Annotated in this window: 8 protein-coding genes; 1 reads left to right on the top strand and 7 read right to left on the bottom strand. The window is 42.2% G+C overall.

Annotated elements, in window-relative coordinates:
* Positions 1–52: 52 nt before the first annotated feature.
* Together LHV68_09605 and LHV68_09600 are read right to left on the bottom strand one after the other, a co-directional pair.
* Positions 53–592: a septation protein A gene (locus LHV68_09605; GenBank protein ID MCB4792130.1), complete on the bottom strand. Its 540-nt coding sequence runs from the start codon at positions 590–592 to the stop codon at positions 53–55.
* 21 nt (positions 593–613) lie between these two features.
* Complete coding sequence (locus tag LHV68_09600) at positions 614–2083, bottom strand: potassium/proton antiporter (protein MCB4792129.1); 1470 nt, start codon at positions 2081–2083, stop codon at positions 614–616.
* A gap of 129 nt (positions 2084–2212) precedes the next feature.
* On the opposite strand from LHV68_09600, the gene typA reads away from it, so the two are divergent.
* Positions 2213–4069: a translational GTPase TypA gene (gene typA, locus LHV68_09595; GenBank protein MCB4792128.1), complete on the top strand. Its 1857-nt coding sequence runs from the start codon at positions 2213–2215 to the stop codon at positions 4067–4069.
* A gap of 255 nt (positions 4070–4324) precedes the next feature.
* Here the strand turns inward: typA and hcp are convergent, their stop codons facing one another.
* The 5 genes from hcp to LHV68_09570 form a co-directional block, all read right to left on the bottom strand.
* Positions 4325–5974, bottom strand: coding sequence for a hydroxylamine reductase (gene hcp, locus LHV68_09590; protein ID MCB4792127.1), 1650 nt, complete (start codon positions 5972–5974; stop codon positions 4325–4327).
* 81 nt (positions 5975–6055) lie between these two features.
* Positions 6056–7357: a glycosyltransferase gene (locus tag LHV68_09585; GenBank protein ID MCB4792126.1), complete on the bottom strand. Its 1302-nt coding sequence runs from the start codon at positions 7355–7357 to the stop codon at positions 6056–6058.
* Between the two features lie 30 nt (positions 7358–7387).
* On the bottom strand, positions 7388–11332 hold the full coding sequence (locus LHV68_09580; GenBank protein MCB4792125.1) for a polysaccharide deacetylase family protein: 3945 nt from the start codon (positions 11330–11332) through the stop codon (positions 7388–7390).
* Positions 11333–11608: 276 nt separating this feature from the next.
* The gene (locus tag LHV68_09575) at positions 11609–12286 is read right to left on the bottom strand and encodes a hypothetical protein (GenBank protein MCB4792124.1); all 678 of its coding nucleotides are present in this window, start codon (positions 12284–12286) and stop codon (positions 11609–11611) included.
* A 127-nt stretch (positions 12287–12413) separates the two neighbouring features.
* Positions 12414–14090, bottom strand: coding sequence for a hypothetical protein (locus LHV68_09570; protein MCB4792123.1), 1677 nt, complete (start codon positions 14088–14090; stop codon positions 12414–12416).
* Between the last annotated feature and the right edge of the window lie 264 nt (positions 14091–14354).

Below are 14354 nucleotides of genomic sequence, written 5' to 3'. Positions count from 1 at the left end.
TGTTAAAGTATTGCTCATGACAGGATAATTATAACATGCAAAATATTTATTGTCAAGATTTTTTATCTTCTTCAATGTACTTGGCAAGGAATATCCCCTGCAGTATAACAAATAACAATACAAGCCCCATTATTCCGAATAATTTAAAATTTACCCAGGTATTAGTCGGGAAATTATATGCAACAAAAAGATTTATCGCGCCAAGTACCGCAAAAAACGTTCCCCATCCTATATTTAATCTTTCCCATACGTTTTGAGGCAACACAAGCTGGCTTTTAAGAAGGCCCTGTATGGCATTTTTTTTAAATATAAATTTGATCGAAAAAATCGCACCGGCAAATATCCAGTAAAGGACCGTGGGTTTCCATTTTATGAATATCTCATTGCGGAAAATAAGAGTGGCGCTTCCAAATACTAATATAACGCCCAGGCTCACCCACATTATAAGCTCAACTTTTCTTGTGCGTAAATAAGTAAAAGCTATCTGCACGAGGCTTGCGGCTATAGCCAGGGAGGTGGCAAAAAATATGCCTTTAAATTTATATGCTACAAAAAACAAAATGATAGGTAGAAGTTCAAAAAGAAATTTCATTTTTTTATTATCCTTATACTTTTAATTATCCCTGTGTTTACTCGACAGCAGGTCCAGTATTTCCTGCAGGTTGTTGTTATTTACCAGTATCAAAAGCACATCTCCTGCCTCAACTTTTGTTTTTCCGCTCGGCACCACAAAATCATCGCTCCGGGCGATAAGGGTTATCAGACTATCGTCCGGAAGGCCGATCCGGGCGACAGTTTTATCTATCATCCACGAATTATAAGGGATGGTGAAATCTATCAACCTAGTATTAAGGTCATCGGTCTGTTCGAACTGAAGCGGGTATTGTATCTTGTCTTTGAACGGTACTTCTACTTTTAAGAGTTTTGCCATAAAAGCTATAGACGTACCCTGAAATATCGCAGATGTCAGGACAATAAAAAAAGCTATGTTAAAGACCATATCTGCTATTTGGACACCCGCTAAGAGAGGAAAAGTCGCAAGGATTATCGGCACTGAACCTCTTAAACCCACCCAGGAAATAAACAGTTTTTCTCTGAAAAAAAGTCCCGTCTTAAATAAAGCTATGAATACGCTCAAGGGCCTTGCTACGAACATTAAAAATATCGAAACCATAAACCCCGTCCAGGCTATAGACGCTATCTTTGACGGTACTACCAATAACCCGAGGGTTAAGAACATAGCTATCTGCATGAGCCACGCTATACCAGAGTGAAAATGTATCAGGTTCCTTTTTTGCACGAAGTTGCTGTTCCCCATCATCAGCCCCGCGATATATATCGCCAAAAATCCGCTCCCGTTGAACATGTTCGTCAGGGCATACGCCAATAGGACCAGGGAAGTTGTAAACACAGGATAAAGGCCGTCATATTCAAGTTTTACCTTGTTTATTAACAAAAGAATTCCTTTTCCAAACAGATACCCCATGAATGCACCGATGCCCATTTGCATCACAAAAAGAGGAATCATATCTAACATAGATTTACTGGTTTCTGACAATATGCTTATAAATCCAATGGTCAAAAACACGGCCATCGGGTCATTGCTGCCGGATTCAAGTTCTAATAAAGGCCTTAAATTCCCGGAAAGGCTTATCTTCCTTGAGCGCAGTACGGAGAAAACGGCTGCAGCATCTGTAGATGAAACGACCGAGCCAAGCAAAAGCCCCTCTATGATCGAAAAATGGAGTACATAAACAGCAAAAAAACCCAGGGCAACAGCTGTTATCAGAACACCGAAAGTAGAAAGGTATATCCCGTGCCACAGGACAGGTTTTACCACTTTCCAGTCGGTTTCAAGGCCTCCTGAAAAGAGTATGAATACAAGTGCGACTACCCCGATATACTGCGCCAGGCGGGTATCATGAAAAGATATATCTCCTATCTGCTTTGAGCCCACAAAGATACCGATAAACAGGAATATCAGAAGAGAAGGGATCCCAAACCTTGAGGACGCTTTGCTTGCGATTATGCTAATTATCAGAAGCAGGGAAAAACCGGTTATGATATGTTCGATTGAAGGCATTTATTATTCCATTGGTGATTATATTCGTATTATTATATAGCGCTCTGAAACAAAAGTCAAATATTGTATTTTTTAGTGGACTTATTTTCTCACTTAATGTATAATATTCTCTCTTTAAAGGGGTATTAAATGAGTAAATTAATCATAAATGAAAAAATAAGGAATATAGCCATAATAGCGCATGTTGACCACGGAAAAACTACTCTTGTGGATCACATGTTGAGGCAGGGCGGGATATTCCGCGAAAACCAGGAAGTATCCGAAAGGGTGATGGACAGCCTGGACCTTGAGCGTGAGCGCGGGGTTACCATAGCTGCTAAAAATTGTTCTATACACTATAAGGGCGTCAGTATAAACATTATCGATACGCCGGGCCATTCGGATTTCGGAGGCGAGGTAGAGCGGGCCTTAAGCATGGTAGATGGCGCCATCCTCCTTGTAGACGCTTCGGAAGGACCTCTGCCGCAGACTCGGTTTGTCCTTGGAAAAGCCCTGGAAGCAGGGCTTAAAATAATTGTTATAGTAAACAAGATAGACAGGAAAGACGCAAGACCGAAAGAAGTTCTTGACGAGATATACGGCCTGTTCATGGACCTTGATGCCAAAGACCATCATATCGATTTTCCCGTGCTTTATGCCGTAGGAAGAAAAGGCCTGGCGCAAAAAACACTGGAAGAAAAAGGAAAAGACCTTAAGATACTTTTTGAAACTATATTAAGCCTGGTGCCTGCACCGATATATGACGAATCCGAGCCGTTCCAGATGCTTGTGTCCGACCTTGATTATTCGGATTACCTCGGACGGCTCGCCATTGGAAGGGTTTTCCACGGCTCGGCAAAATTAAGCGACAACCTGGCATGTATTAAAGAAAATAATAATATCATCACATTAAAAGTTTCAAAACTCCAGATCTATGAAGGCATTAATTATAAAGAAGTAGAAAGCGTTCATGCCGGCGATATAGTGATACTTTCCGGGATAGAAGACGTAGTCATCGGGGATACTATATGCAACAAGGAAAATCCGAAAGCGCTTAAAAGGCTTAAAGTTGACGAGCCTACCATTTCAATGATGTTTACGATAAATACCTCCCCCTTTTCCGGCCAGGAAGGCAGGTTTGTCCAGTCAAAAAAGATCGCGGAGAGGCTCCATAAAGAAACCCTGCAAAATGTCGCCATCCAGGTGACGGATATGCCGGATTCCGACAAATTCATTGTAAAAGGGCGCGGTGAGTTCCAGATGGAAATACTGATAGAGACCATGCGCCGCGAAGGCTATGAGTTAAGCGTAGGCAGGCCGCAGGTGATCTATAAAGAAAAAGACGGCAAGAAACTTGAACCTATAGAAAACCTTTTTATAGACTGCGATGAATCATGTATAGGGATAGTGACAGAAAAGTTATCCAGAAAAAAAGGAAGAATGACGAATATGGTCAACCACGGTACAGGAAGGGTGCGCATGGAGTTTTCCATACCTTCCCGCTCGCTTATAGGTTACCGCAGCGAGTTTTTGACCGACACCAGGGGTACGGGCTTAATGAATTCTTACCTTAAAGGTTACGAAGAATACAGGGGAGATTTTGATACGCGGGTCAACGGGTCTTTAGTATCCGACCGCGAAGGCGAAGCGAACGGCTACGGGCTTTTTAACCTGGAGCCCAGGGGTATTCTCTTCGTGCGGCCGGGAGACAGGGTTTATGAAGGCATGATAGTCGGCGAACACAACAGGGATAATGACCTGAACGTAAACGTCTGCAAGGAAAAGAAACTCTCGAACATGAGGGCTGCTGCAAAAGACGACAACATACTCCTTACCCCGGTCCAGCCGATGACTCTTGAAAAAGCGATAGTTTTTATAAAAAGCGACGAGCTTGTTGAGGTCACACCGAAGAACATCCGCCTTAGAAAAACATTCCTTTCACAGCTGACACGCTCAAGGATCCGCTCGGCCAATAAAGCAAAAGAAGAAGGGACAAATAACAAATAAGGCACTGTTACCCGTGCATATTTATTTATTTGAACGGCGACGTATCACCGTAATCATTCTGTTTTATCACTGTAATCATCACTACTTCGTTAAGTAAGATTTGTCATTGCGATCCCGCAAAGCGGGAGAAGCAATCTCGTCGTTTTTGAGATTGCCACGTCGCTTTACTACTCGCAATGACACCGAAAAAGAAAACTATCTTATAACATTAGATCTAACGAAGTAGTGTAATGGCCTGCTGAATTATTGGCAGGCCTACTCTTTATAAACCGTAGAAATATCCGATTTATCTTTAATATTCTTTATTATGTACTGGGTAAGGAACTCAGGGAGTGTAGGCCCGAATTTTATCTTTTTTATGCCGAGATAAACAAGGGTAAGAAGCACAGCCACAGCCTTTTGGTCATACCAGGCTATGTCGTATTCTATAGGAAGTTCGTTCAGGTCCTTTATGTCCAAAGACTTGGCCAGTTCAAGAGCAAAAACCAGGAAGGAATAATTGTCGCTGCACTGGCCTGCATCAAGGACTCTTGGGATACCTTCAATAGTATCGGAAATATCTTTAATGAACCTGTATTTTGCACACCCGGCAGTAAGTATTACAGTATCTTTGGGAAGCGTCAGCGCTTTGTCCTTATAATATTTCCGTTTGGTTTCCCTGCCGTCACAACCGCCCATTACGATAAATTTTTTTATCTTGCCGTCCTTTACAAGCTCAATAACTTTGTCTTTAACGCTTAACAAATATTTATTGCCGAACCCGCTCATGAACTCATTGTCCTTTAACGGTGCCGGAGGCGGAAGGGTTTTGGCTAAAGAAATAAGGGTTGAGAAATCTTTTGTGCCGTTTTTTTCTTCTATGTGGGGGATTCCCGGAAACCCTGCTACGCTGGTGGTAAACATCCTTTTAACGTACGATTCATCAGGCGGAATAATGCAGTTTGAGGTAACAAGTACGGGCCCGTTAAAAGACCTGAACTCTTCCGCCTGCTGCCACCAGGCATTGCCGTAGTTGCCTGCCAAATGTTTGAATTTCCTGAAAAAAGGAAGGCTCTGAGCAAGTACCATTTCGCCGTTCGTGTATACATCTATGCCCTGGTTTTCGCTTTGGTGCATAAGCATTTCTAAGTCCTTCAAGTCATGGCCGGTCACCAATATCCCCGGCCGGGTTCCGGGCTTTGTCCTTACTTTTACAGGGCTCGGCATGCCGTAAACCGCTGTATTTGCCTTGTCTAAAACCTCCAGGGCTTTTAGGTTATATTCTCCTGTTTTAATTACGACCGGTAAAAGCTTTTCGATCTGTGTTTCCGTATCGATTTTAAAAAGGGCATCAAAGATAAAATCAAATATGGAGTCATCATAAAAACCAAGGACAGCCGCATGGTAAGTATAGGCTGACATTCCTTTTAAGGCATAAGTTATTGTTTCTTTGACAGACCTAAGGTCTGGGTCACGTGTCTCAAGGACACCTACGGTATAGCTTTTCTGATACAGGTCTTTTTTACTGCTATAAACCCAGCGCGCACTCTCAGGGATCACATTTGCCGCCCCCGTCCCCGGGACGGGAGATGGCGCATCAACTGCCTTTAAATATTCCTTGTGCAAGGCTTCCCTGTGCCTTAAAGCACGCTCAGTATATGAAAGTATCCTTGAAGGGTCAAAATTAGTGTTCGTTATGGTCGCAAAAAGCGACTCTGTTATTATAACGCCCGTTTTTCTTTTTAACTCCAGATTGAAAGGTTTTCCTGAGGAAAATATAAACCTTGCATAGAAAGCCAGGCCTTTAAGGGTGTATATAAGGAGGTCCTGAAGGTTTGCGGTTTCATCTGTCTTGCCGCACATCCCCAGGGCGGTACAGCCTTTCCCGTTGCCGGTCTCCTGGCATTGATAACAAAACATGTTCATATTGAACTCCAGATTTATTAAAGGATAGGTAAAGCTTGGGAAAAAGGTAAAAAAAATACTATGAGTTATTCTAAACCATATTTAGGAGATTGTGCGTTCTGTTTTATACCAGAGCATCTTTTCCTTTTTGATAAAATCTTTTATGAATGCGGAAAAGACCACTATTATCCATAACTGGCAGTAAGTAAAATACATTAGTATCACGTAAAATATGTTTTTAGCGCTGTCTTCGTTCGGTTCCCTTGAAAGTGTCAGGACTATTTCGCTTACAAACAGCATATACGCCACTATCCAGACCTCAAGAAACGGCCCTTCTATCTTTATTGCTATTATATTTAAGAGCCCCAAAACAAAGAATATATCGGATAATACCATCGCAAAGAAGAAGATATAGTACATCGATGTAAATATCAAAAACTCAAGGCCTATGGCTTTGTCTTTAAAGTCAAGAAAATCAAATAAGACTTTTTTAAGGACATAGTTATTGCCTCTTACCCATCTTTCCCTTTGTTTCAGCCACACTTTTACCTTTTCCGGCTCCTGTTCCCAGGTGATGGCATGCGGTACAAACTTTATCTTTCCGCCTGATTTATATATCCTTTCCGAAAGTTCCGCATCTTCCGTCAAGGCCGCTGCGTCCCATCCTCCCAGTTCCATAAGCGTTTTTTTCCATATTACAAAATTTGTGCCCGGCAGGATCGCTATATCAAAAAGGAATGACCTGCCTGCCTGAAGTATCCACTGGAAAGACTGGGATTCGATATTAATAAAACGTGTAAGGAATGTTTTATTTTTATTTATAGTACGAAACTTTCCAATAGCTGCTACAAAACCCGAATTTACAAGAAGTTCGTGCACCAAAAGAGAAAGCGCACTTGCCTCCGGGCGGTTATCCGCATCATACACAGCGATTATATCACCCGAAGCTTTGGTGACCCCGAAATTAAGCACGCTTGCTTTTCCTTTTCCGCTGTTTTCTGCAGGAACATTCAGCACTTTTAATCTCTTATCTTTTATTGAAAACAGGATCTCTGCTGTTTTATCAGTCGAAGCATCGTTGATTACGATTATTTCAAATTTATCTGCAGGGTATTTGAGGCCGCACAGGCAGCGCACTGTTTCGGCTATCACTTTTTCTTCATTTCTTGCAGGGATAAGGATAGTGACCATAGGCATGTCAGCATGTTTGATATGCATCGCCTTGATCCTTTTCCTGGAATAAAGATAACCCGCAAAAGTAAGAACCCCCTGATAAAGGAGCATCAGCCATATTACAGCCACGCAAAGCAGGTAAATGAGCTCCAGCAAAACCTCAACTATCATTTTTGGAATCCCTCCGGCAAGAGCCGAAGGCTCCTTTAATATGTGACATCCCGCCATCATTTACATTTGCTCCCAGGCATGAGCCGGGTGCTATCTTTGCGGCGGGGTAAATTTCCTTTTTATTTGAATAATAATGAATAACCCCAGGAACAAAACGCTGGTAAAAAACCCGAATATAATTATGATAGAAAGAAGGATAACTCCTGAGCTTTCCACCAGGTCCGACAACCCGCCTCCGACCGATATCTTTGCCACATGGTCCCCGCTGGGTAAGCGCAAGGTAAAACCATTATCGCTTTTAAAAGCTGTATAAGAATATTTGTTACCGTCAATAAGTATTTTATTCGGGCGCTTGCTTATCTCTACCCAGCAGGGTACATCATCTCCTGAATAGGAAAATTCTATAAGGTTATTGAAAAAAGTAGCCCACTTCAATTCGCTTGAAATATAGCTCAGCCTGGGTTTTAGCTTTGACATGTCAAAATAACGCGACTCTGATAAAAAATTAAGAGTGTGGTCCCCTGCAGGAATTATAACATTTTCACCGTCGATAGCGAACCACAATTCTCCGTCCAGCTGTGTCATCAGGTTCTTCTTTCCGGTATGTAAACTCACCATGTTAGGCGACTGTATCCTCCACTGGGTATCAGTCTCTGATTTTATCTTAGTCTCATGGGCAAGCGTTGCTGTGATGTTGCTATAATCATTTTCATATATCGTTTCTTCGGAATAAAAGGCCGGCCTGCAGCCGCTTGCAGCCATATTGTATGCGATATGCCGCATCTCTTCCCCTGTCGGTTTTTCGCAGGGTATATCCCCTAACCCTTTCTTGTGGTTCTCTAATACGTTGCAGTCAAGCACCAGACGGTTCTTTTCTTTTATGAACTTCCGGTAATATTCTCCCAGGTTTGAATACCTTTCCGGTTTCCCGCTCCAGAAGAACGATGCATCCTCTATCTGGACAGTGATCTTATATTTTCTCTGCATCCTGAACAATTCGTCCATATCCTCTGCTATTTTTTCCGTAAGAGAAGGCATCAAGGTGGTGTCAATAACAGTCATCATTATTTCAAAATCGGATTTTTTTTGCTTTACATCCCTTAACATGTCAAGAAAGTATATTTTCAGCTTGTTACAAAGGTTTATCCTGAAAACTACGAATTTTTCCCAGTCTTCTTTATTTGTCTTCCAGTAATGCTGGCTCTCGGTATTGAACAAGTCGACAGGGTCAAACCCGTATCTTATTTTGAATTCTTTTCTTATGGTATCGTTCATCGGAGTAAAGTTTTGCGGTTGTTCGGGGCCTGAGGAAGACTCAAAATACAGCTCGGCTAGATTTACGCCGTCCCATTCATATTTGGACAGTAAAGAAGCTATTTCTGAAAATACTTTTTGCCTGCATTTCTGGTCTGCCAGGTTCATAAGAAAACGCCAGGAGACTTTAGCGTCTTTTAAGAGCGCTGTTTTTTCTCTCCACTGCGGATACTTATTCCAAAATTTCTGGTTTACCATAGGAGGTTCCAGCCAGCAATAGACAAGTATCCCGTTTTGATGGCAGACCCTTATTAAGCGCTCATAATCATAAGCATATTTGTCGTAGAAGTGCCAGCCCCCTGCATAGATCTTATTTACACCGTATTTACGCCAAAGTTTTGCAAGTTTTTCAATGCTTATGTTCTGTCTCATCCCGGGGTCAAAATACATCTCCAAAGTCTTTCTGTGGGCTATAGGCTTATAATCAAACGCCGTATTTAACATCTCTATGAAAAACGGGTACTGCGAGTAGCCTTTATCGGTATTAGGGTCAAAAAGCGTTGAAAAATAGATATACGAACCTTTCTCGTACTTTTTTGTAACCACCAGAGGAGCATTAGTCTGATCTTCTACACATAGAGTCCTGTAATCATTCTCTACAGACCTGTATACAGGACGAACTGTTATAGGCGTGGCCCAGTAAAGCGGTACTTCCGGAAATTGATAATCGCGTATCTGCCGGACTACAATAGGCGCTTCCTGCAGCCCTATACCCAGGTCTTCAGTTATCTTGCTGTTGCCGTCAAAGACAAGGTTTGAGCCGGAACTTACGGCTTCTTTGACGTGCCTGCGTTCGTCTTCCGATAAGGTTTTTGCCGCGGCATACGGGAGTATGATGATATCGTAATCACGGAGGTCAACTTTTTCAAAATCTGCCGGCGTTACTTCGTTATACGCAACTCCTGAAACTGAAAGGGAAGATTTTAATGAGTTAAGGTCGTTCTTTTCCTCAATTGAAGTTATAGCAGTAGGCGGGTTTATGAACACTACTTCCATTATTTCTGCGAGTTTCCCGTAACCTTTTTTTATAGTCTTGCCCCGCATATAACTGATGTCGGCTTTCGCCGATTTCCAAATTTTTATAAGGAAGTTGGGTTCGAGCTGATCCTGGGCTTTAACCACTGCATACCTGCCTAAGGGGCATTTCATGACTTCAGTAAATATTTTTCCCACGGTATTGGGAATAATGTTCTTTTCCTTTTCTTTCCCGAAATAATCGAACTCCCTTATAGATATGTACCTTTCCTGAGATTCAATGCTGACTTTTGAATCTTCGGTTATAACTATTTTGTCGCGCGCTTTTACTTCAGGCAAATAAGATTTCAGGTCCTTAAACACATAACCCATATCTTTAAGTTCTGTGATTATTCTTTTAAGGTATTTAACATCAATAAAAGGGTGGAAGAAAAAGCTGGCATACCCGTCCCTTACCGAAAGGTTGAGCCTTGCGGCATCGATTATTGAATCCGGGTCAGGATTTTCAACATGCAAATACCCCAGGTTCTCGGGTATGACTTTTTGGCCGTACATATCAGTGACCAGATAAGGGAAAAACTGGTCGCTTCCGAGGTACTGCATTACTCCCCGCCTGCCGTATTCATAAGAAAAATGTTTTTTTATGGCAAGATATGTATTTTTCGATGCGAAGTAATGCGGAGTCTCCCAGGCAAAAGGGTATATATCATTATTAAAACATTCTCTCAAACCTTTTTCTATCCTCAATGATATATTCTCTACCGCATCGCCTCTTATGGGCTTATCCGCTATGTCGTCCCAAAATTCATAATCGTCTGTCGTAACACCGTGGTATTGATGGGTATAGCCGTGCAGGACTATCGTTCCGCCGAGCGAAGGGATCTTTTTTAAAACAGAAAGGAGCCTGGGATTGTCTTCAAGATGGTACTCAAGCTTATTGGCAGGGTTTATGAATACCGGAACAAGGCCTACGGAAAACGGGATTTTTTTAGAAGAAAGGAATCTCGCCACCTTAAGAAGCTGCCCGTGCTCAGTGCTTGGATTGATGTCCTCTATCCTGACAAGGGCTGTGTGAGACACCGGATGGTTCTCGCCTACAATTTCATGGAGTATATCTGCAAAAGCTATGTACCTGTCCTGTTCCATAAAGTAGGAGAACGGGGAATCTGCGATATACCACAGGTTTTTAGATTTAATTATATAAGGGACTTTATCGCCTTTGATATTTATGGCATAGCTTAGGACAGAAACTATTGAGGGGTTGTCTATTGAAATGATGGAGATATTGTCGTCGCCTTTGGGAAAAATAACATTATTATATAAAACTTTGTTGAATTTCAGGTCTTCCCTGTACTCCCGGAAATGGAACCCGTATTTTTTTTTTAAGAAACCCTGCTCAACGTCTCCGATCTGATGGTTCAACCAGCAAAAAGTTTTTTGGTTTTGATAAAAGTCAGAAAGAAAACTTTGAGGGAAATCTATCTTTTTTTCATAGTTTACATAAAAAGTTATTTCATTCCTGGCTATTTCTCCGGATTTATACTGGCTTAAAGGCAAGAGATTGATAGATGTATTGAAATGCCCCAGCAGGTTAGCCAGGTACCTGGCATCATTCAAAGCAGGCTGGCGTTTATCCGGGCCTTCATCATAGAGTATCAGGACCTTCTGCATTTTTGCAGCAAAAACACTGTTTGCCAAAATAAGCATCAGGCTAAGTACAATATAAATAATTTTTTTACTTGACATGCGTCATCCTTAAAAAAACGGCCGATTCTTATGGATTTTTTCCTCTGTTGGAACCCCTGCGGCAGGAAACGGAGTCTCCTTTCAATAGCGCTGCGCCCTCCGTAGCCCCAGAAATGGACGAAGGATGGGTGACATCCCGCCATGTCCGGCGATTTTGTCGGACTCCGTATTAAAGCATCGGAGGCGTGATTAAATGGAGCGTAATTATACCAAATTTAATCCGTCAATATCAATTCGATTGGCAGGGGTAAGGTGTAAGGGGTAAGAGATAAGATTTTACTCCGAACTCCGGACTCGAAACTCCGAACTTGTTTTAAGGTTGCTGTCTTTGAGTATTTTATAGACAAGGAAACTTATTATGGCGGCAAAAAAGCACCAGACTGAGGTAAGGAACTGAACGAAAAAAATCAGCGTAACTATACAAGAGCCCAGCATAAGAAGGCCCATCTTGGATGTTCCTTTAACGCTTGAAACAAAAAGAGGCACGATAGCCGCAAGAGTATAAAGCGCAAAAAACAGCTTGGTGTATGCGCTTTTTGAATATTCCTGATACTGGATATAATGGTTCTTTGCTGAAAGCTGGACATTGGAAGTCAATATGCCGTACCCGTAATACAGCACTACAACCCCTCCTAAAGCAAGAAACGCATAGATCAGCTTTTTTCGTACGGTATCCTCTTCCAGTAATAGAACTGATACAGGAAGGAGTACCGGCCAAAGAGCCTGAGCCATAATTAAAAAAATGTAAGTAGTTATTTTTTGCAAGAGTTCGTACTCATGCGCAGCAGGAATAGTAAGCCAAAGTACGCCCTCGGTAAACTGTTGGAAAGCAAATACGAGCGGTATAGAGGCAAACAGCAGCTGCGGCCGCCTGCTCAGGTTTTTATAAGCCGCAACCCCGAAACCCGAAAGGACAACACTGCTGGTAAAACTCGCCTCAGCCGAAAAACACATTTTTTCCCATACTTCTAAATATTTTTTATTTAGGTATTATAATACCCGGAATTATGATATCCTATCTTCGCCGTTGAAATTCCTATACTGCAAGTTACTATTTCCCCGGCCCGCTTCCGCCGCTGTCCTATTTTTTCACATCCGGCACTTTTTCTCCCTGCTTGAGATTCAAGTCCGGCTGGGAGCCTGCTTTATTGCCCTGGTTATTTAAATATCCGGGAATATCATTATTTTTGTTACGGCCTATGTCAGGATTTTCTGTAAAGATAACCTTAAGGCCTCCTTGTGGGCCTGTGATCACGTTACCGATTATAGAATTGTAAGCGGCACCACGGCCAGGCCATGCATCTCTACCTTGCATAACCTTCCATCCTTGAACCCCGTGATAACTATTGCTGGAAACAGATATTTCCCAACCATGACCCCTGGCACGGAAAGGCCCCCAAAACGGCCGTGGCGGCCAATAATATGGAAAACCGCAGCTGAAGGCAAAACTCCAGCCGTACCACGGAGTCCAGCGTAGATTAGACCCAAAACCGTAGGTAGGGCACGGCATATACCATACATCTTTTCCTATGTATGGCGGATACATATAACCTGTCCCGAATACAAGCGTACCATCGGTACATACTAAGGTACCATAATAACCCGGGGTGTGGCCTATATAAACGTACTCCGGAGTAGAGCCGTAAACCTTAAGATAGGTAATATAATGAAGCGGAGAACTAACCGGTATGGAATATATCCCGGCTGGAACAGAATCCGCAACGGCCCATTGGCCGTTAATATCATTTGCCTTAAACCAGATGCTGTTGTACACCGCATACCAGGTGTTTTGATCTACCTTGATAACGGGTATAGAACAATTGAAAATATAGTATAAGGGAGTACCTTCGATGGCTTTTAACTGTGGTTCGCCGTCAATATCAAGCTTGATATCTGCTGTTCTGCGGTCTATCCTTGCAGTAGTGGGTATTTCGTTAGCTATCAGAGCTTCATGTGCCTGTTTTGTCCCGCGAACTGATGCTTTTACATTTTCTTTCCGGTTTTTATCCGGAATTTTTGCGAAATCCTGAGGCAGGTCGTAGCCTTTTATATATGCCCACGGCCCTTTTTCAGAACCTGCCCGGAACCATCTGCCTGAAAGCAAAATGTAAGTCATTTGGCCGTCAAGGTCTTTAAAAACATTTGCATCGGTATTTGATAGATACATAAGTTTTGTACCGTCTATGGGCAAGTAATCCGGCTCACCGTCACTGACTATAAGTTCAGCCGGTGTGGTAGAAACATAAATATGCGGCGCCTGCATTTTATTAAGAGAGGGCCTCTTTTGCGGGTTTGCGTCCGGGTCGGGGTCAGGTTCTGCTTCAAGAAGGTCTAAGGACGTGATAGTGTCCGCGATTTTTTGTGTTTTTGCTTCATCAAGAGGCGGCTTGGTTGCAAGGCCCCAAGTACTATTTAAATCCCGCGCTTCCATATATCCGTCTAAAACATGAAGATAATATTTCCCTGTCTTGGCCTTTAAAAGAAATACCTGAGTGTTAACAACTCTTGACAAAGACGTACCTTTAATGGGGCAAAATACAGGGTCACCGTCTATATACACAAGGATCGAAGGAACGCTGGAAAATATTATGTTTGGCGGGTCGTTTTTCAATTCATGTTGCTGAAATAACTTAAAAAAAACACTGTCAGATTCAAGGAACCTCTGCCTTTGATCTGCATCAAGGCTGGCATCCTGTGCTTTTAAGTAAGGAACGGCAAGAACGATTACTAATACTGCAAACACTAATATTTTTTTCATTTTTCCCCTTTTTCTATAATGCAAACTGCGAACCATGCCCTACAAAGAGTATCGGGCTTTTTCCTTATTCCTACTTATTTTACAACTTTTAAATATATTTAACAATATATCTCTAAAATAACGATATACGTTGATTTGCCCGACATCCACTCCCGCAATGCCTGTCTGCGGTGAGCCCTTACCGGTCCCGCATCGGTAATGGCTTTTAAACACAATTAATAAAAATATGAAATTGATTTGAAAGGTTAAATAATATACAATTTA

Source organism: Candidatus Liberimonas magnetica (assembly GCA_020523885.1).
Lineage (GTDB): Bacteria > Elusimicrobiota > Endomicrobiia > Endomicrobiales > JAFGIL01 > Liberimonas > Liberimonas magnetica.
This window is presented reverse-complemented; position numbering and strand designations above follow the sequence as displayed.